General features: G+C 57.5%; 17 protein-coding genes and 2 pseudogenes. 12 read left to right on the forward strand and 7 right to left on the reverse strand.

Features of this window, described 5'->3' with window-relative positions; all coding sequences use genetic code 11:
* Nucleotides 1-19: 19 nt before the first annotated feature.
* On the forward strand, nt 20-934 hold the full coding sequence (bsrA, locus tag F7R26_RS35670; protein WP_058698222.1) for a LysR family transcriptional regulator BsrA: 915 nt from the start codon (nt 20-22) through the stop codon (nt 932-934).
* A 586-nt stretch (nt 935-1,520) separates the two neighbouring features.
* Here the strand turns inward: bsrA and F7R26_RS35675 are convergent.
* The 3 genes from F7R26_RS35675 to F7R26_RS35685 form a co-directional block, all read right to left on the reverse strand.
* Nucleotides 1,521-2,540 carry a LacI family DNA-binding transcriptional regulator gene (locus tag F7R26_RS35675; RefSeq protein WP_058698223.1) on the reverse strand — a complete coding sequence of 340 codons (1,020 nt, stop codon included), beginning with the start codon at nt 2,538-2,540 and terminating at the stop codon, nt 1,521-1,523.
* Between the two features lie 124 nt (nt 2,541-2,664).
* Nucleotides 2,665-3,297 (reverse strand): tripartite tricarboxylate transporter substrate-binding protein, encoded by a 633-nt coding sequence (locus F7R26_RS35680; RefSeq protein ID WP_233528039.1) that lies wholly within the window; start codon nt 3,295-3,297, stop codon nt 2,665-2,667.
* A gap of 121 nt (nt 3,298-3,418) precedes the next feature.
* A protein-coding gene (locus F7R26_RS35685) for an IS5 family transposase (protein ID WP_412459421.1) occupies nt 3,419-4,404 on the reverse strand; the annotation gives its coding sequence in 2 pieces (ribosomal slippage) (nt 3,419-3,807 and nt 3,807-4,404; 987 coding nt in all).
* A 215-nt stretch (nt 4,405-4,619) separates the two neighbouring features.
* On the opposite strand from F7R26_RS35685, the pseudogene F7R26_RS35690 reads away from it, so the two are divergent.
* Nucleotides 4,620-5,630: pseudogene (locus F7R26_RS35690) on the forward strand (IS110 family RNA-guided transposase).
* Nucleotides 5,631-6,212: 582 nt separating this feature from the next.
* On the opposite strand, the gene F7R26_RS41870 reads toward F7R26_RS35690, so the two are convergent.
* Complete coding sequence (locus tag F7R26_RS41870; RefSeq protein ID WP_377747427.1) at nt 6,213-6,551, reverse strand: DUF5615 family PIN-like protein; 339 nt, start codon at nt 6,549-6,551, stop codon at nt 6,213-6,215.
* Nucleotides 6,552-6,810: 259 nt separating this feature from the next.
* Nucleotides 6,811-7,458, reverse strand: coding sequence for an IclR family transcriptional regulator (locus tag F7R26_RS35695; protein WP_043355366.1), 648 nt, complete (start codon nt 7,456-7,458; stop codon nt 6,811-6,813).
* Between the two features lie 94 nt (nt 7,459-7,552).
* On the opposite strand from F7R26_RS35695, the gene F7R26_RS35700 reads away from it, so the two are divergent.
* The 9 genes from F7R26_RS35700 to F7R26_RS35740 all read left to right on the forward strand — a co-directional run bounded on the left by F7R26_RS35700 (nt 7,553) and on the right by F7R26_RS35740 (nt 16,671).
* Entirely contained in the window at nt 7,553-8,536 is a 984-nt protein-coding gene (locus tag F7R26_RS35700; protein ID WP_058698224.1) for a Bug family tripartite tricarboxylate transporter substrate binding protein, read from the forward strand.
* 24 nt (nt 8,537-8,560) lie between these two features.
* Nucleotides 8,561-9,430: a VOC family protein gene (locus F7R26_RS35705; RefSeq protein WP_052495072.1), complete on the forward strand. Its 870-nt coding sequence runs from the start codon at nt 8,561-8,563 to the stop codon at nt 9,428-9,430.
* Entirely contained in the window at nt 9,430-10,845 is a 1,416-nt protein-coding gene (locus F7R26_RS35710) for an aldehyde dehydrogenase family protein (protein WP_043355360.1), read from the forward strand. Before F7R26_RS35705 ends, F7R26_RS35710 begins: the two co-directional genes overlap by 1 nt.
* A gap of 13 nt (nt 10,846-10,858) precedes the next feature.
* Nucleotides 10,859-12,127, forward strand: coding sequence for a CaiB/BaiF CoA transferase family protein (locus tag F7R26_RS35715; protein ID WP_058698225.1), 1,269 nt, complete (start codon nt 10,859-10,861; stop codon nt 12,125-12,127).
* A complete protein-coding gene (locus F7R26_RS35720; protein ID WP_043355358.1) occupies nt 12,124-12,864 on the forward strand; it encodes an enoyl-CoA hydratase/isomerase family protein in 741 nt (246 codons plus the stop codon). The genes F7R26_RS35715 and F7R26_RS35720 overlap by 4 nt, the downstream gene beginning before the upstream one ends.
* 7 nt (nt 12,865-12,871) lie before the next feature.
* Nucleotides 12,872-13,609 (forward strand): enoyl-CoA hydratase/isomerase family protein, encoded by a 738-nt coding sequence (locus F7R26_RS35725; RefSeq protein WP_058698226.1) that lies wholly within the window; start codon nt 12,872-12,874, stop codon nt 13,607-13,609.
* Nucleotides 13,610-13,638: 29 nt separating this feature from the next.
* A complete protein-coding gene (locus F7R26_RS35730) occupies nt 13,639-14,820 on the forward strand; it encodes an acyl-CoA dehydrogenase family protein (protein ID WP_058698227.1) in 1,182 nt (393 codons plus the stop codon).
* Between the two features lie 11 nt (nt 14,821-14,831).
* Nucleotides 14,832-15,947 carry an acyl-CoA dehydrogenase family protein gene (locus F7R26_RS35735; RefSeq protein ID WP_058698228.1) on the forward strand — a complete coding sequence of 372 codons (1,116 nt, stop codon included), beginning with the start codon at nt 14,832-14,834 and terminating at the stop codon, nt 15,945-15,947.
* Between the two features lie 121 nt (nt 15,948-16,068).
* Nucleotides 16,069-16,671, forward strand: a complete 603-nt coding sequence (locus tag F7R26_RS35740; protein WP_143010733.1) for a helix-turn-helix transcriptional regulator — start codon at nt 16,069-16,071, stop codon at nt 16,669-16,671.
* A 9-nt stretch (nt 16,672-16,680) separates the two neighbouring features.
* On the opposite strand, the gene F7R26_RS41875 is transcribed toward F7R26_RS35740, so the two are convergent.
* Nucleotides 16,681-16,881, reverse strand: coding sequence for an FAD-dependent oxidoreductase (locus tag F7R26_RS41875; RefSeq protein ID WP_369597129.1), 201 nt, complete (start codon nt 16,879-16,881; stop codon nt 16,681-16,683).
* A gap of 62 nt (nt 16,882-16,943) precedes the next feature.
* On the opposite strand from F7R26_RS41875, the gene F7R26_RS35745 reads away from it, so the two are divergent.
* Nucleotides 16,944-18,044, forward strand: coding sequence for an IS5 family transposase (locus F7R26_RS35745; protein ID WP_058698229.1), 1,101 nt, complete (start codon nt 16,944-16,946; stop codon nt 18,042-18,044).
* Between the two features lie 158 nt (nt 18,045-18,202).
* On the opposite strand, the pseudogene F7R26_RS35750 reads toward F7R26_RS35745, so the two are convergent.
* Nucleotides 18,203-18,401 (reverse strand): annotated as a pseudogene (locus F7R26_RS35750) (ferredoxin).
* Nucleotides 18,402-18,406 lie beyond the last annotated feature (5 nt).

The following is an 18,406-nucleotide window of genomic DNA, read 5'->3' on the forward strand; positions in this document are numbered from 1 at the left end:
TTGATGATGAGAATTATTGATGAATCAGAATTTGCAGCAGATTGATCTCAATCTCCTCTTCGTGTTCGACATGCTGATGCAGGAGCGCAACCTGTCACGCGCGGCCGAGCGACTGCACAAGAGCCAGCCGGCGGTGAGCAATGCTCTCAGTCGTCTGCGCGAGCAACTGGGGCAACCTCTTTTCCGCCGTACCGCTAAGGGACTCGAGCCCACTGCCGGGGCGATGACGCTGCACGTGCCGGTACGGCAAGCCCTGCGCTTGCTGCAGGCAGGGCTTGCCGTTCAAGAGAGTTTTCAGCCGGACACGGAGCGAACCTTCCGACTGTCGATGAATGACTATGGGCAGCTACGGCTGTTACCGAGCCTGATGACCCGGCTGATGGCGCTGGCGCCGCAGGTGAAGCTGCAGGTACTGTCGGACGAAGGTGCCCTGATCCCGCAGCGGCTGGCCAGCGGAGATCTGGACTTGGCGATTGATTACCTGTACTTCGACGACGCCGATTTGCTCTACCAACCGATTCACGAAGAGCGCCTCGCAGTTATCGGCCGACCGGGCCACCCTGCATTCAAGGAAGGCCTCGACAAGACGGCGTATCTGGCCGCACAGCACGTCTCGCTCCTGCCGCGGGCCGGCCGCGGCAGTCCGCTCGAGATCGTCCTGGGCTCGGCCAAAGTGCAGCGCCATGTGCAGTTGCAAGTTCCGCACTACCTGACCATTCCAGCCATCGTCGCCAGCACCGATTTGCTGGGTACCGTGCCCTGGCACTTGGCCAGGCATTTCGTGCACAACTATGGCTTGCAGCTCGCGGATCTTCCTTTCGAAACGCCTGCGGTGCAGGTCAGCTTGATATGGCACCGTCAACAACAACACATGTCTGGTCTGCAATGGCTGAAGGAGCAAATTGCGCAAGTTGCACAGACCGAATCGAGCTGATGTGGCGGGCCTCATTGGGCTGCCTGCGCGATGGATCTTTGAATCCATAGTGGCGCTGCCGGCGCTGTGTCGGGAAATCGGGCGGCGCGTTCGAGCCCTGCAGCCGCACCAATAAAATCAAGGGTTTACAGGGGTTTTCCTGTAAACCCTTGTGCATTTTGCGGTCTATGTAACCGCCATGTAACCCGATTGGATCGCCGCGATCCATCTGGAACCATGTCCTGCCTGCGCCTACAGTTGCTTCGTGCCCCATTTGCCCGTGTGGCACATAGGTCTCGCGCGATAAAATCCTACCCACTGCATCAAAGGGGAACGGGATCGTGTCACAAGCAACAACGCCACAAGAACGCGTCGCTGCCGCAAGGCAGCTTTATGCCGTTTTGAAAGGGCATCTCGATCGTCCAACTTGCACCGGCAGGATGTGCGGAATTCCCTCGTGAGGCGATGGGCCTCGATGGAAAAGCGGACGTCATCGACCGTCAGACCAAGGCTCGCGAAATCATGCGGCTATGGGAAGTCTTGGGACGATCAGGACAGTAATGCATGATGGCAAGGTGTTGCACTTTTGATTTGAGGCCGCCATCTATTATCGAGGTGGCGCAGTACTTTCGCGAATTACTAGGTCAGGCTCGAACTCGGTCTGGATGTTTTTGGCTCCTCCTTCGATCTGCTCAATCAAGTTGCGCGAAGTAAGCTCGCCAATCAGAACGGGATTCGAGTGCACTGTCGTTAGCGCGGGTGTTACCAGTTCCGCCATCTGCCAGTCGCCGAAGCCTGTGACAGAGATGTCGCTCGGAACCGAAAGTCCCAATGTGCGGCACTCCGCGATCGCCGCCACAGCAATGAAGTCATTGATGCATATCAGGGCGGTCGGCTGTTCCCGATGCAACAGCAAGTCCTTGCGCTGCAGGCAGACGCGCACCGCTTGTCGCACAGCAGATGCATCGTAAGGGGTCGGAAAAATGCGGTTATCGGGTAAGGAAATGTCGTTCTCGCTGAGGACGTCTCGGATCCCCAGAAGCCGTTGAGACGATAGAAACTGAGTTTCGAGAGGACCTGGGAGCACTGCAAACTGCCGGTGTCCTTGTTTGACTAAGTAGGTGGTTAGCCTGCGCATAGCCAAGCGGTTGTCATACCCCACCGTCGGATGCATTCCTTCGCGGTCCACGGCCCACATTAGTACATACGGAATAGCGTGCTTGTGTATCAGCGAGAAGACTTCGGGATGATGTTGTGAACCGATTATTGCGATCCCGTCGACTCTACGCTCCAATAGGGCGCGCGCACAGCGCAATTCGGTCTCACTGTCGTCCCGATGGCAAGTCAACAGAACGGTATATCCAAGCCGGTCGAGCTGGGCCTCCAAGGTATCTACTGCTTTGGCGTAAAGTTCATTCATCAGTGTCGGCGCAATTATGCCGACCGATCGCGTGCGCCCCTGACGTAGTTCGCGAGCCGCCGAGAAGGGAACGTAGTTGAGGCTTGCAATAGCGTTCTGCACGCGCTCCAGCGTGTCAGGTCGCAGCCTATCCGGCGATGTCAGTGCACGGGAGACTGTTGCCGAGGAAACGCCGGCGAGGAGGGCGACTTGCTTGACATTCACCATATCGGGTCAGATGTTATCTTCAGCCGGAATGTCGGCCGTCTGCCATCCATTGTAACGATTGGTAGTCGAAAGCAGTTTCCGTCGTCGGGGGGTTCCCGACGACGGATCGACATCCCTGGTGAGGCTAGTCGAGCCGGACCTTTGCTGAATCTGCCACTCGCTTCCACTTCGAAACTTCGGCGCGAAGAAACGCATTGAACGCCTCAGGCGTGCCGCCTGCGATCTGCGCTCCTTGAGCCATCAGCTTGTCGCGGAACTCCGGATCCTGAAGGGCTTTGTTGAACTCGCTGTTCATCTTAGCAATGATGGCCTGTGATGTCCCGCTCGGGACCATGAACCCGCCCCAGGAAACGGCTTCGTAGCCGTTTATCCCGAGCGCTTCATCTACCGTGGGCACATCGGGCAGTGACGGTAATCGAGTCTTGCTCGTGACCGCGAGCGCCCTGAGCTTTCCACTCTTGACTTGCGGCATTCCCGCGAGCGAGGTGGGAAGGGCAACATTGATCTGCTGACCGAGCACGTCTGTGAGCGAAGGCGCGTCTCCCTTATAGGGAACGTGGTTCATCTTGACGCCAGCCATGGTACTAAGGAGTTCCCCGGCCAGATGGCTGCCCGAACCATTGCCGGCGGATCCAAAGGTGATCTGCCCTGGCCTAGCCTTTGCCATCGAGACTAATTGGCGCAGGTCCTTTATTGGCGAATTTGCTGCTGTGACGATAATGAGCGGCACCGTTGTCACTAAGGAATTGCTGATCAATGAGGTTTGCGCTTGATGTTGCACAAGCCAAGGACTTCAGCTTTCGCAATCCGGGAGAGATGGGCCGATTCAAGCCGTCTTTCTCGCGTTTCGCACCTTTCCTGGTCGCGCTTTTGCGCGCTCAGGACGGATTGCTCCCCTCTGAGGACAACAACAGCCTCCTGGCGAACACCAGATTCGCCAAACCAAACAGGCTGAACAACTGCGCCGTGTTCTTGAACAGGCCCTTGTAGCGAACCTTGCGATGATCAAACAGATTCTTGATAACGTGGAACGGATGCTCAACCCGCGACCGAATCTGTGCCTTGACCCGCTCGACGGCGATCAGCAAGTCCTTGACGGCTCCGTCACACATCGCCTTGATCTTGCCGCGCTTGACGGCCACCTGCCACTTCACGGTCTTGCCTTGCATCTCCTCGCGCTTGTCCACGCCCGTGTAGCCCGCGTCGCCAAACGCATGCTCCTCGTGGCCATGCAGCAAGGCATGGGCCTGCGACACGTCCGACTCTTGGCCGCAGTGCCCACCACGCTATGCACCAGCCCAGAGGCCGCATCCACGCCGACATGGGCTTTCATCCCAAAGTGCCAAGCATTGCCTTTCTTGGCCTGGTGCATCTCCGGGTCGCGGCTCTTCTTTTTGTTCTTGGTCGACGGTGGCGCCTCGATGATGGTGGCATCCACAATCGTGCCTTCCTTCATCATCAGTCCCCGCTCGCACAGCATGATGCCGATCTCGTCGAACAGCTTTCGCGTCAGTTCATGCTCGACGAGCAGGCGGCGAAACTTCAGCAGCGTGGTCGCGTCTGGCACCGCCTCGACTGCCAGGTCGATCCCGGCAAACGCCCGCATCGCCATGCTGTCGTACAGCGCGTCTTCCAGTGCCTCGTCCGACAGCCCGTACCACTGCTGGAGGAAGTAAATGCGCAGCATCCGCTCAAGGCCGATCGGCGGCCGGCCACGTTTGCCCTTGGGGTAGTACGGCTCGACCGCCGCAATCAGGCGCGCCCACGGCACCACGCTCTCCATCTCCGACAGGAAGCGCTGGCGGCGCGTCACACGCTTCTTGCCGTGACTTTCCGCTTCCGCAAAACTGATCTGTCGCTTCATCACAGGACCTGAATCATGGACACGCTCATGACAACGCGCTCACCCAATGCCTCGATGACTCGCGCACTGATTTAATCAGACGGTATGGACGCCTCCCCCCGGCAACGGGGCGCCGCTTACCTGCAAGAGTAACTGTAAGGGTCCTCGCTGCCATGGCATCCCTATGCCAAAGTGGAGGTGTCGATTGCAAACGACCCTGATCGGGACGATCCAAAATGAAGCTTACCGTCATCGGCATGGATATTGCCAAGCATGTCTTCCAACTTCATGCGGTGAATGCCAACACTGGTGAAATCGAGCGCATCAAGTTGAAGCGGAGCCAGGTCACCGACTTCCTTGCTCAGCGGGAGCGTTCACTCATTGCCATCGAAGCTTGCGGCAGCGCCCACCATTGGGCACGAGAACTGCAGAAGCTCGGCCACGAAGTGAAGCTCATCTCTGTGCGATCGGTTCGTCCCTTTGTGTTGCGTAATAAAACCGACGCTGCCGATGCCAGAGCTATCTGGACAGCAGTCCAGCAGCCCGAGGCGCGGTTTGTTGCGATCAAGAGCGAGCAGCAACAGACCATTCTGGCGCTGCACCGCATCCGGGCTCAACTGATGAAGTTCCGGATCATGCAGACGAACGCATTGCGCGGCTTACTCTATGAGTTTGGTGAAGTCCTTCCGGAAGGATATCGGGAATTTGCCGAAAAAATTTCTGGTGCGCTTGCCAAGATCGCGAATCGCTTGCCAGCCATACTGATCGACAGCCTACGAGAGCAATGGGCACGCGTGCAGGCAACCGACAAGGAAATCGCTGTGCTGGAACGTCGGCTCAAGGTTGCGCTTTGCGACAATCAGGAATGCCAGAAGATCGCTGAAATTCCTGGCGTGGGGCTGCTAACCGCCACGGCTGCGGTGGCTGCGATCGGCGATGCCAAAACGTTTCGCTCCGGGCGTGAGTTCGCTGCCTGGTTAGGCTTGGTACCGAAACAAACGGGCACCGGTGGTCACGTGCGCCAGCTTGGCATTAGCAAGCGAGGTGACACCTACCTGCGCACCCTACTCATACACGGCGCCAGATCGGTGATCATCAAAGGCGCATGAACCGCCTGGCTCGACGGATTGCTTCAGCGACGTCCTTTCAATGTAGTGGTGGCTGCCGTAGCCAACAAACTCGCCCGGACCATCTGGGCGGTGCTAGCAAGGGATACGAGATACACGGCACCCGCCATGGCTGCATAGCCAGGTGCGTGGCCCGCCTGAACTGACTTCTTCTCAAGGAGCGCAAGCATTGATCGCATGATGGCTAACAGGTTGGACCGGGGCGAGGAAAACCCGATAGGGAATGTGAGCAGCAACGCTCGATGATCAGATGAGGACCTCGCCAGCGAATTCCATATGGGCCAGCAGGCTGAGCGGCCTGCACAAAAGGGCCGGACATAGGCGTGCTGCCTTCACCTGTCGACCACCATGTCAATCGGCTTGCAATCCGGGAGGCGTCCACATAAGGCGATTCCCTAGTGACGGATCGCGCCGCAGCAACTATGACAGTTGTGCATCGCCAGAACACCGGGTTGTCGCGCCATCATCAGTACGAGCACGCTGACAACCAAGGTGGCCGCATTGATCTGGAGTATCGGATGCGGGCTCAAAGTACTGGCTACTGAGCGGCCCCAGATCTCAATGCCTTTACGTTGACCGCCAGCCAAAGCGGCAGTGTCGCAGACACCACGCATCAGAACAGCTTCGAAGATTGATCCTGCCCGGCAACTTTCATGTCGCAGAATCGTCTGCGTAGCTAGGTACGCCTCCGCTACTCCCAAATTAGGGCGTCATCTCCTGGATGCAGCTTGATGCGGGTTTCAACGTGCCTTCCTTCGGCGCGAGTATGCCTGCGGACGGTCCATTCTCGATCGTCTGTTGCGAAGATATTGGCGCCAACATGGGCGTTGCCGTACGGGGCGTTAGTATGCGCAAGTGATCTGCTAATGCGATTTCCAGCGTCCCATTGCCAGTTGCAGCTAGTAGAACGACCACGCCTGGGTTACGGTGAAATGGGAAGCGCTGATCATCCAAGAAATCAGAATCGTGCGTCAGTATGATGCGTCGCGTTTCACAAGCCGTCGCGAAACTGGCCTCGTCGGCGTGTCCAATGAGCGCCATGCTAGGGTAAGCCGCCTACTTTTCCGATGAGCGTAAGGCGTCCGGGCCAGCCCTTGCGCCCGCAGCGCTCGTGCCGCCGTGATGCCGTGATGCCGTGATGCCGGCGGCGGGTGCCCCGACGACTACGATGTGCTCACGGGAAATCATCAGAGATCCTCGTGAACCTCGATTGCAAGCGCCGGACAGATCCCAGCGGCCAAGCGGGCAGATTCGTGTTGATCAGTCGACGGTTCCGCACCCGGGGCGATGAGCGAACTCCCTACGCTGGCCCCATCCCAACAAGCCTTGAGACCATCGCTGCGGCATTCTGAAGTGTTGGAATGATTTCATTCTCGATCCTTTCGGGTGTCGCCTCGGCTGGCGATGTGGAAATCCCGATAGCCAGCTGGCGGTTGCCAACCCGAGCAAGCGGGACTGCAACTGAGATCTGATTGCTCTCTGGATACTCGACCATCGCCCATTCACCGACCCCGAGGGTCAACGCCTGTGTGAGCGCGCTACTTGGAGGCAGGATGCTTCCAACCCGGAGATTCATCACCACGAGGCGACGGCGTTCCGCGAGTGCCATCGCCCTTCCAATAATGATCACCCCGTCGGGGTTCGCTTCACCCAGGTTGGATGTTCCTGCGTACGTGTCAGCCAGTTGCTGGAGCATCTGCTGAACCGAGTCTGTCACTCCCAAACTTTCCAAAGCAGCAAAGCCGATTTCGAAGACTCGGGTAGTCAAGCGCCATTGGTTGCCCTCGCGCGCGACATATCCCTCCTCCTCCAAAGTCAATAGAAAGCGCAGAACGGTCGGGTGCGGCAGGTCTACGGCACGCGACAACTCCGCCAACGTAGGTCGCCCGTTCTCTCGGAAAGCGCGCAGCACCGCTAGACAGCGTTGGATCGATCTATTATTCTTCATTCGTACACCCTGTGTACCGCTAGTTCACCTAGTGAACATCATAAGCCAGGTGCCCTTGAGATGCAACCTGCTTCTTGAGGTCAGGAGACAACGAATGAAACGATGGATATTGGGCTTGAGCGCCGCTGTGGTGGGGTGCTGGGCAGCGACCGGTCAATCTGTTGCGAACGCCAGCGAGTCCTGGCCGAGTCGCCCGATCAAGTGGGTCGTGCCGTATCCGCCGGGCGGCACCACTGACATGCTGGCACGTATCGTCGGTGCCAAGCTCTCTGAACGACTCGGGCAGCCCGTGGTGATCGAGAACAAGCCAGGCGCTGGGGGCGATGTTGGCACGGCCTATGTTGCGAAACAGCCCGCTGATGGATACACCATCGTTATGGGCAATATTGGTCCTATTGCCATCAACCCCACGCTTACTCCCGACGCTCGCTTTTCTCCCACGCGAGATCTCGCGCCGGTGACGCTCCTGGCGGAGGTTCCCAACCTGCTGGTGGTCAACCCGCAACTGCCGGTCAAATCGGTGAAGGAACTCGTTCAGTACGCGAAGCAACAGCCCAATCCCTTGTCGTACGCAACGCCTGGCAACGGAACATCTTTGCACTTGGCGGGTGAACTGTTCGCTTCGACAGCGGGCCTGCGCATGGTTCATGTGCCATACCGCGGTAGCGGCCCCGGCCTGAACGACACGATGGCAGGCCATGTACCGATCATGTTTGACAACATGCCTTCGGCATTGAATCTCGTAAAAGGCGGAAAGGTTCGCGCACTCGCCATCACGAGTGCTGTCCGTTCCCCGTTGCTGCCGGACGTCCCAACGATGACTGAAGCTGGTCTGAGCAACTATCAGATCACTGGTTGGTTCGGCGTCTTGGTACCTGCCGCAACGCCGAAGCCGATCGTCACCCGTTTGGATGCCGAAATTCAAGCTGTACTCAAGATGCCTGACGTCCGCAGCAAGATTGGCGACATCGGCGGAATCATCTCTGGCGCAGGACGAGATGAGTTCGGCCGATTCATCCAGCAGGAGTCGGCGAAATGGCAAAAGCTCATTCGTACCGCGCACATCACCGTGCAGTAGGTCAGTTACTTTAAGGAAGAAGCAATGTTGAACTCGGTTGACAGAATCCTCGTTGCGGTGCGCGACCTCGATCAAGCAGAGCAGAACTACAGGGAAGTACTTGGGGCGCAGTATCTTGATGAGCTTGCAAGCGACCATCTGAATGCCCGTGGCCGTAGCCTGGTAATCGGCGAAAGCACGGTCGAACTTTGGACCCCGCGGGGAGCAGGGGTCGTAAGTGATCATCTTGATAGCTTCGGGGAAGGCCTCTTCTTTGGAGGGGTCTCGACAGCTAGCCTGGCTGAATGCCAGAGGTTCCTTGCCGAGCAAGGTATCCGATTTGCTGAAGCCGACGGCCGTCTCTATTTGAACGCGGGCGGCCTCTATGGCATGCCACTCGTTGTCAGCGAAGCGGCAGCGCGGGTTCGAGCGAATGGTCCTGTGTCGTTTCTGTACGAGCTCACCATGGTTCTCAGCACCGACTGGCGAGAAGTCGCGGATTGCTACGCGCGAAAACTGGGCCTGCAGCGCGACAAGGCAGTAGACATCACGTTCGCGCGATTTGGCTATGAAGGCACGCTGCTGATGTTCGCGCCGGATCGTCTCGATCGCATCGAATTGGCTGAAGCGCATGATCCCGCCTTTGCCATGGGCAGGTTTTCGGGCAAGCGAGGTGACGCACTTTACATGTGCTACATCGAAACGCATGATTTGGCGGACGTAATCAGGCGACTCGAATCGCGCAACGCAAAGTGGACCCGAAGGACCGACACGGGCAAGCCCGAGCAGGACGGCCTCTGGATCCATCCGAGCGCGCTGAATGGCGTCCTACTTGGTGTATCCCGAACCTCGTTGGCGTGGGGATGGTCCGGTAGCCCCGAGAAAGTCGAAGAGATTTCAGAGGTGCAGTCGTGATGCCGGAGATCTTCGATCAGCAATACATCGGGGGATCGTGGCGCCGTGCTTCTGGCACACAGCTCATCGACGTAGAGGACCCGAATACTGGCCTGGTATCGGCCCAAATTCTTCCAGGTACCGAGGAGGACGTCGGTCTCGCCTTGGGTGCCGCGCAGAACGCATTGGCCAGCTGGTCCGCAACATCCGTGTCGGACAAATGCGCAATTCTTAATCGCCTAAAAGACCAACTCACAAATCGGCAGGAGTCGTTGGCCGATGCTATCGCGGCTGAGGTTGGCACGCCCTTGAAGATCTCACGCATCGTTCAAGTCGACTCGCCCATTCGGAACATTGGGAACTTCGTAAAGCTGGCGGAAGGATTTCCATGGCAATCGCGAACGGGCCCATCTGTCATCGTCCGGGAGCCATTCGGCGTCGTGGCATGTATCACGCCATGGAATTTCCCGCTTCATCAGATCATTCTGAAGGTGGTGCCCGCGCTTCTGGCCGGGAACACAGTCGTGCTCAAACCAAGTGAATTGACGCCCCGAACAACGCGCCTTATCTGCGATGCCATCAATGACGCAGGCTTTCCTTCGGGCGTGGTGAACGTTGTGAACGGCTTGGGTGCGGTAGTGGGCGCAGCGTTGGCGCGAGCTGACGGCGTGGACATGGTTAGCTTCACAGGATCCACGGAAGCGGGTCGTGCAGTGTCTTGCTTGGCCGCGTCGACCATTAAGAAGGTGACGCTGGAATTGGGCGGCAAGTCGCCTTCCTTGGTATTGCCGGGTGCGGACCTGACTGTGGCCGTCAAGGGAACGCTCGCTTCCTGCTTCCTCAACAACGGTCAGACTTGCAGCGCGCTGACCAGGTTGATTGTTCACTCGCGTGATGTGTCGGCCGTCGAAGCCCTGGTGAAGCAAGAACTCGCCAAGTTCTCTGTCGGATCCAGCCTCGTCGAAGGCCATCGGATCGGCCCGCTCATTTCTGGCAAGCAGCGTGACCGCGTGCAGGAACTAGCGGAAAAAGGGGTAGCGGAGGGCGCCACGCTCATCGCGTCAGGCCAGGATGTTCCGCCTGCAGGATTCTTCGTCAGCCCGAAGGTGTTTCTCACAGATCAACATAACTATCTGGCCAAGGAAGAGGTGTTTGGCCCCGTGCTCTGCGTGATTCCCTACGACGAAATCGACGACGGCATCCGCATCGCCAACGCAACGGTGTATGGCCTGGCGGCGGCCGTTTGGGGCGATCCTGACCTCGCACTCGACGCCGCTAAGAAGATTCGTGCAGGACAGGTCGATATTAACGGCGCCCGATTCAACCCCGTAGCGCCCTTCGGCGGCTTCAAACAAAGCGGTGTTGGCCGGGAGGCGGGTCACGTCGGTTTGGATGAGTTCCTCGAGTACAAATCTATCCAAATGAACGAGGGATGACGGAATGTCTCTTATGCAGAAACAAGCTCTAGGGAACATTCGCGTATTGGATATGACGCGAGTGCTCGCAGGGCCATGGTGTACCCAGATGCTGGGCGACATGGGAGCCGATGTCATCAAGATTGAGCACCCATCGCGAGGGGATGATACGCGGCAGTGGGGGCCGCCGTATGCGATGACGAGTGAAGCGGAAGTGCTTGAGGATTCCACCTACTTCGCTTCCGCAAATCGGAACAAACGATCGGTTGGCGTGGACATCGCCAACCCAGACGGTGCGGATCTGATCCGTAAGCTCGTTCTTGAGTGCGACATCTTTGTAGAGAACTTTAAGGTTGGTGATCTGGCTCGTCGAGGGCTTGACTACGACAGTCTGAAAAAGATCAATCCGCGCCTGATCTATTGCTCTATCACCGGGTACGGCCAATCCGGGCCGTACGCTGACCGCCCCGGCTACGACTTCGTTTTCCAGGGGGAAAGCGGGCTGATGAGCATAACGGGCGAGCGTGATGACGAGCCTGGTGGTGGGCCACAGAAGGTCGGGATCGCCATTGCTGATCTGACGACGGGACTGTATGCGACGGTCGCGATCCTCGCCGCGTTGAACCACAGGAATGTCACGGGAGAAGGTCAGCACATCGATTTGGCACTGCTCGATTGTCTGGTTGGCTTGTCGTCGAATCAGGGATTGTCGTGCCTGATCAATGGCGCCGAACCGCACCGGTGGGGGAACGCGCATCCGTCTCTCGTACCGTATCAAGTCTTTGATACGGCAGACGGTAAGGTGGTAGTTGCTGTGGGGAACGATTCCCAGTGGCAACGCTTTTGCCAAGCGATCGACGCCAAAGAACTGGCCCGGGATTCGACGTTCTATTCCGCATCCGGACGCATTCGGAATCGAGAGGCGCTAATTGCGCAGGTGTCGTCGGTTCTTGCGGCGCGCCAAACCGAGCATTGGCTTGCCGCGTTCTCCGCAGCGGATATCCCGCACGGTCGTATCAATACCTACAAGGAAGCCTTTGCTCACCCACAGGTCATCCACCGTCAGATGACGATCGACGTGCCGGTTGACAAAGGTATCGGCTCGGTACGGGGCATCGCCAATCCCATCAAATTCAGTAAAACGCCGGTGCACTACGTTCGGGCGCCCGCGAAACTCGGTCAGCACACAGAAGACGTGCTTTCCGACTTGCTAGAACTTTCCGCGGACCACATCGCCGGTCTCGAAGAACGTGGGGTGATTAGTTGCCAAACGTCAAAAAAGACACTTCAGGAGCAATCATGAGCATCCAAGCTAATAATGTCGGAAACGTCCTGGAGATTTGCATTGCGCGTCCAGAAAAGCGCAATGCGATCAGCGCCGCGATGTACCAGGAACTGACCCGTCTTCTGGATGAGGCCAACGCGGACAAGGAATGTGCCGCAGTCATCGTGCATGGTGCGGGCGGACACTTCACTGTCGGTGCCGATATCAATGATTTCCAGACCCGGCGGGGTAATGAAGATTCCCCTGCTGTCACGCTTCTCCGGAAGATGGCCGCGATCGATGTGCCGCTAATCGCAGCAGTCGAGGGACTGGCGATTGGAATCGGCGCCACGATGCTGCAACACGTCGATTTTGCCTACGCATCCCAAGATGCGCGCTTCCGCATGCCGTTCGTATCGCTGGGTCTGTGCCCCGAGGGCGCATCCAGCTACCTGCTCGAATCGCTGGTAGGTGTCCGGAAGGCACGTGAGTGGTTGATGCTTGGAAAGTTCTTTGATGCAGAAGAAGCTTTCGATGCCGGGCTTCTGACGTCGCTGACGCAGGACGGGGAAGCCCTTGCACGGGCGCGCGAAACGGCTGCCGAACTGGCAAAGCTTCCCAAGGCTTCGGTACGCGCGACAAAGCGGATGTTGAACCACGAGAATCGTGCCGCTGTGGGTTCTGCGCTCGACCTGGAAGTGAAGATGTTCGCCGAACTCTTGAATACCGAAGCCACTCAGGAAATCTTCAAATCCTTCCTGAACAAGAAGCGTTAAGAACGCCATGGCCGAGTTGATAAAAATCGAATCAGAAAATTTCGTCCGGGTCATTACGATGAATCGGCCGGATAAGAGAAACGCGCTGAACTCGGAAATGTGCGACGCGTTGCACGACGCGTGGCAAGACTTCGCGGGCTCAGAGGATCGCGTTGCCCTGCTACGTGCAGAGGGGTCGGTGTTTACGGCAGGCCTCGACACGGACGATCCACCGGATTCCTTTTGGCATGCCATTCCCAATGTCGCATTTGACATTGGAAAGCCGGTTATTGCAGCGGTTAATGGCCCCGTGATAGCGGCGGGCGTATCGATGCTTGCATTCTGCGATCTTTGTGTAGCGACTTCGGCAACGACCTTCGTCTATCCCGAAGGTCGCCTAGGCATGGCAGCCGGCTTGATTAGCTCGCTGGTCGGTCGGATTCCCCACAAGATCGCGATGGAGCTCATGTTGACCGGGCGCCCGGTATCCGCCCAACGGGCCTATGAAGTCGGATTCGTAAACGAACTCTGTGAACCAGGAAGCGAAACAGAGGCAGCTCTAGTGACAGCGCGTCAGATTGCGAGCGCAGCGCCGCTGGTACTGCGTTTCCTCAAACAGGCGGCGAGACACTCGATTCCGGTAGGACTGGTTGAGGCAGGCTATAGCGCCCAGTACCAAGCTCAGATGCTGGCCAGGAGTGAAGACGCCCGGGAAGGGGCGTTGGCGGCCAAGGAGCGTCGCGCTCCCGTTTTCGTGGGCCGCTAGGACTAACTAACACAGTAGGGGACTGAGAAATGGATCTGAATTTCACAGAAGAAGAGCAGGAATTTAGAAAAGAGGTACATGCGTGGATCGACGCCCATTTGCCGAAGGAGATCTCGCACAAGGTGCACAACGGACTGCAGCTATCCCGCACCGATATGCAGCGTTGGCACCAAATTCTGGGGAAAAAGGGTTGGCTGACGTATAAGTGGCCAGTCGAGTTCGGCGGCACGGGCTGGACACCAGTGCAGCGGCACATATTCGAGGAAGAGTGCGCGTTGGCAGGAGCACCGCGACTCGTGCCCTATGGGCCTGTCATGGTGGCACCAGTCATCATGGCATTTGGTAACGCTGAGCAACAGGCGCGCTTCTTGCCCGGCATTGCGACGGGCGATGTTTGGTGGAGCCAGGGTTACAGCGAGCCGGGATCGGGTTCCGACCTGGCTTCGCTCAAGACACGAGCGGAGCGAAAGGGAGACAAGTACATAGTCAATGGTCAAAAGATCTGGACCACGTTGGCTCAGTACGGGGAGTGGATTTTCTGTCTCGTCCGGACCAATACAGAAGGGAAGCCGCAGGCAGGGATCAGTTTCCTGCTCATTGACATGCGTTCGCCTGGCGTCACGGTTCGGCCCATTAAGCTGCTGGACGGCGAGTGCGAGGTCAATGAGGTCTGGTTCGACAATGTTGAGGTCCCCGTTGAGAACCTGATTGGCGAAGAAAATAAGGGCTGGACCTATGCCAAACACCTTCTCAGTCACGAACGCTCGAACATTGCAGAAGTCGGGCGTGCCAAGCGTGAGCTCCGACGCCTGAAGCGAATCGCGGCTGCAGAAGGCATGATGGACGACCCTCGTTTCAAAGACGAGGTTTCGAAGCTCGAGGTAGATATTATCGCGCTCGAAATGCTGGTTCTTCGCGTTATCTCGGCAGAAAAATCCGGGAAGAATCCATTGGATATCGCAGGCCTACTGAAAATCCGAGGCAGTGAGATTCAACAGCGCTACAGTGAATTGATGATGCTGGCTGCAGGTCCCTATAGCCTCCCATTTATTCAAGACGCTATGTTGACGGAGTGGGATGGCGAGTTCCCAGGTGGAGAGCGACGGAACGCTCCGCTTGCCGCGACATATTTTAATCTGCGGAAAACCACTATCTACGGTGGCTCCAATGAAGTGCAGCGTAACATTGTTTCGCAAGTGGTCCTCGGATAAAGGAGTAGAGCATGGATTTCGAATTCACTGACGACCAGGACCAACTGCGAGATGCAGTAAGAAAGTGGGTAAAGCGTAGCTATACGTTTGAGCACCGTCGCAGTTCCGAGAGCAGCGGCGGATTTTCCGCGGACGCGTATTCGGAGCTTGCGGAGCTTGGGCTGACTGGACTTTACGTCCCAGAAGAGTATGGCGGCGTCGGTATGGGGCCGGTCGACGTTATGGTGGTTATGGAGGAACTGGGGCGGGGCATCGTACTCGAACCGCTGGCGCAAGTTCTACTTGCGGGTGCAGTGCTGTCGAACTACGCCGAAGCAAGCGTACGCGCGGCGTGGCTGCCTACGATTGCTTCTGGAGAAAGTCTGGTCGTACTGGCCCAGCAGGAGCGCGCGAATCGTTATCGCATCGATACGTGCGAGACGCGAGCAGTCGAGACGGCGGAAGGTTGGGAGCTTACTGGGAGTAAGAGCCTCGTGCCGGTTGGCGATCATGCTGCTGCGTACATTGTACCCGCCATGATTGCTGACACTCTCGGAGCGTTCCTTGTGGAGCGCTCCGCCCCAGGTGTATTGGTACACCCTTATCAAACTGTCGACGGCTCGCGCGCCGCGGAGCTGACGTTGTCGAAGGCGCCGGGCACGCTAGTCACCCGCGAAGGCCAGGATTGCCTGTCGTATGCCGTGGATCTTGGCATTGCAATGACGTGTGCAGAGGCCGTGGGCGTGATGGACGTAACCCTGGAGGCTCTGGTGGAGTACATGAAGACGCGCAAGCAGTTCGGCGTCGCTATCGCGAGCTTCCAAGCGTTGCGTCACCGCGTCGCAGATATGAAGATGAGTCTAGAGCTCGCGAGGTCTATGAGCTACTACGCCTCGCTCAACGTCAACGCGCCGGCGAACCAGAGACGTCGCGCCATGGCACAAGCGAAATATCAGTTGGGCGGGTCGATGCGATTCGTCGGCCAGCAGGCCGTGCAATTGCACGGTGGGATTGGAATGACGGATGAGTATATCGTCAGCCACTATTTTAGACGCCTTACCCAAATGGAATCGGTGTTCGGAGATACGCTGCATCATCTGGCGCAGATGTCGGACTCCATGCATCCCGAGCTTGACAAGGCTGCCTAAGGCGCCGCGAAGAGTAAGTGCTCGATGAATTGCGATGGCGGGTGACCCTCATCGTTTCCGGCAGCGCGGTGGTACATCCTCGCGCTGCTCATAGTATCGGACCGGGATAGTAGCGTAATTGATGCAGACGCAACTTCAGTCACGAAGCCAAGTCGGGATCCATGATATTTTTCTTCCAATTCCAATGAAAGTGACTTCGTTGAGTGGCGAGCAGATAATCAGCCGACAAGGCTATTCACGCGTAATTAAAGAGGGGAAGTTCGTGAAGCTCCCCGCTTTTTCTCCTGCGAGTCTGTTCTTGGGCGGCTCTATTTTTAAGAGCTCGCATTGCAGCTTCGATCTGGATGTAACTAGTTATTCTGTGGTGCGTGATCAACCAATGCACGATCTGTGGGATTCCAGGCCGCTTTGGGAGGCAATTTCATTGTCGGTGTTTATGAATCCAAAGGAAGCTTGGAATATTGCAGATATAGCGGATAGTTTGCAGACAACATCCTCGAGAGTCAGGCGGACCCTCTTCAGCCAGGGCAATTGCTTCACGGAAATATGTAACACGCAGCGGCTTATGCGTTCGCTGTTCGAATTGGCAGGACTGGAAAGATCTATACCGGATATTTCGAACAGAATTGGGTGGAGCCAATCCTATGACTTTGAGTCATCTTTCTATAATAGATTTAAAGTTTCGGCAGATGTTATTTGCGGAATGAAATTTTATGCCCGCTAGGCGATCTATTTAGAGGAGCTCTACTGAACGTTTGCCAGCCATCAACCGCTTCGAAAGAGATGGGCGGCCGTTGGGCAGGCCGCCCTCTTTTGCGATGGAAGTACCATCCGCCCCAGCCTCGCGCGCGCAGGCTGCTCGTGCCGCCGTGATGCCGGCGGCCGTTGCCCCGATGACTACGATTTGCTTAGCAGGCCGCTGAAATACCTCCAACGGAAGTCAGCGCGAGGACTGGCTGAAGCGTTGGTTTGAGGACCCCATCCAACCCCACATTCATGCGCGGCGCAGACACCTTCACCGAGAGTTTGTTCACGATGCGGAGGCTGGAGGATTTCGTGCCGAAGTCCCATCCGCTGCGCTCGATCCGCACCATGGCCAATCAGGCGCTGGTGAAGATGGACCGGTTGTTCGCGCAGATGTACGAGGCCGATATCAAGGGCGGCCGGCCAAGCATCGCGCCGGAGAAGTTGCTGCGGGCCATGCTGCTGCAGGTGCTGTACAGCATTCGCTCCGAGCGCCAACTCATGGAGCAGACGCAGTACAACCTGCTGTTTCGCTGGTTCATCGGGCTGTCGATGGACGACCCAGTTTGGGTGCCCACGGTCTTCACCAAGAACCGCGAACGGCTGATCAAACATGATGCAGTGATCCAGTTCTTCAACGAGGTGTTGGCCATCGCGCAGAAGAAGAACTGGCTGTCGGGTGAGCACTTCAGCGTAGACGGCACGTTGGTTCAGGCGTGGGCAGGCCACAAGAGTTTCGTGCGCAAGGATGGCGGCGACCAAGACGATAACGACGGCGGCAACTTCAAGGGGCGCAAGCGCAGCAACGAGACGCACGAGTCCAAGACCGATCCCGATGCCAAGCTGTACCGCAAGGGCAAGACAGCCAGCGAGCTGCGCTACATGGGTCATACCCTGAGCGACAACCGCCACGGCCTGGTGGTGAGCGCCATGGTGACCAATGCGGACGGACACGCCGAGCGCGAGGCCGCAAAGGTAATGCTCAACGATGCCAGGCAGGTGGTTGAGGACCTGAACGTGGAAGTAACCGTCGGCGCGGACAAGGGATACGACGCGCAGGAGTTCATTCAGGCCTGCCTGGAAATGAAGGTGACGCCCCACGTGGCGCAGAACACCTCGGGGCGGCGCTCGGCCGTTCCTGATGCCATTGCCAGCAGCGCCGGTTATGCGGTCTCGCAACAGAAGCGCAAGCTGATCGAACAGGGCTTTGGCTGGGTCAAGACCGTGGGGCGCATGCGTCAGGTGATGGTGCGCGGCCTGAAGAAGGTCGACCAGATGTTTGTGCTGAGCATGGCCGCCTACAACCTCGTGCGCATGCGCTCGCTGGGACAAATCCGTCCGCAGTTGCAGTAATCGCGGTAATGAGGCCGGAAATGGGCGTCAAAACGCAGGAAAAGTCGATGCAGGGAGGTCCGACTTCCGGATTGTGAGAAATAGCGAACCTACCAGCCTTGAGGCGAAGTACTCATCGCTTGCGCGATGAGTACTTCAGCAGCCTGTTAGGGGAATCATCAGAGAGCCTCGTGAATCTCGATTGCCAACGCCGGACAGATCCCAGCAGCCAAGCGTGCAGATTTTGTATTGATCGGCCGACGGATCGGCATTCAAAAGAATGACGATTCCGTCATCCTTTTGGTCGAACAGATCCGGCGCATTGACGACGCATTGGCCGGAACCGCAGCATTTTTCGGGATAGATTGTGATTTTCATCGTGA

This window comes from Cupriavidus basilensis (genome assembly GCF_008801925.2).
In the GTDB taxonomy this organism is placed as follows: Bacteria; Pseudomonadota; Gammaproteobacteria; order Burkholderiales; family Burkholderiaceae; genus Cupriavidus; species Cupriavidus basilensis.

Bases quoted from the DNA above. Each gene is read 5' to 3' on its own strand.
- F7R26_RS35675 (WP_058698223.1), bottom strand. From the start codon at position 2,540: ATGGTGAATGTCAAGCAAGTCGCCCTCCTCGCCGGCGTTTCCTCGGCA.
- F7R26_RS35710 (WP_043355360.1), top strand. From the start codon at position 9,430: ATGCCGGAGATCTTCGATCAGCAATACATCGGGGGATCGTGGCGCCGT.
- F7R26_RS35740 (WP_143010733.1), top strand. From the start codon at position 16,069: ATGCAGACGCAACTTCAGTCACGAAGCCAAGTCGGGATCCATGATATT.
- F7R26_RS35745 (WP_058698229.1), top strand. From the start codon at position 16,944: ATGCGCGGCGCAGACACCTTCACCGAGAGTTTGTTCACGATGCGGAGG.
- F7R26_RS35730 (WP_058698227.1), top strand. From the start codon at position 13,639: ATGGATCTGAATTTCACAGAAGAAGAGCAGGAATTTAGAAAAGAGGTA.
- F7R26_RS35700 (WP_058698224.1), top strand. From the start codon at position 7,553: ATGAAACGATGGATATTGGGCTTGAGCGCCGCTGTGGTGGGGTGCTGG.
- F7R26_RS35715 (WP_058698225.1), top strand. From the start codon at position 10,859: ATGCAGAAACAAGCTCTAGGGAACATTCGCGTATTGGATATGACGCGA.
- bsrA (WP_058698222.1), top strand. From the start codon at position 20: ATGAATCAGAATTTGCAGCAGATTGATCTCAATCTCCTCTTCGTGTTC.
- F7R26_RS35705 (WP_052495072.1), top strand. From the start codon at position 8,561: ATGTTGAACTCGGTTGACAGAATCCTCGTTGCGGTGCGCGACCTCGAT.
- F7R26_RS35725 (WP_058698226.1), top strand. From the start codon at position 12,872: ATGGCCGAGTTGATAAAAATCGAATCAGAAAATTTCGTCCGGGTCATT.
- F7R26_RS41870 (WP_377747427.1), bottom strand. From the start codon at position 6,551: ATGGCGCTCATTGGACACGCCGACGAGGCCAGTTTCGCGACGGCTTGT.
- F7R26_RS35735 (WP_058698228.1), top strand. From the start codon at position 14,832: ATGGATTTCGAATTCACTGACGACCAGGACCAACTGCGAGATGCAGTA.
- F7R26_RS35695 (WP_043355366.1), bottom strand. From the start codon at position 7,458: ATGAAGAATAATAGATCGATCCAACGCTGTCTAGCGGTGCTGCGCGCT.
- F7R26_RS35720 (WP_043355358.1), top strand. From the start codon at position 12,124: ATGAGCATCCAAGCTAATAATGTCGGAAACGTCCTGGAGATTTGCATT.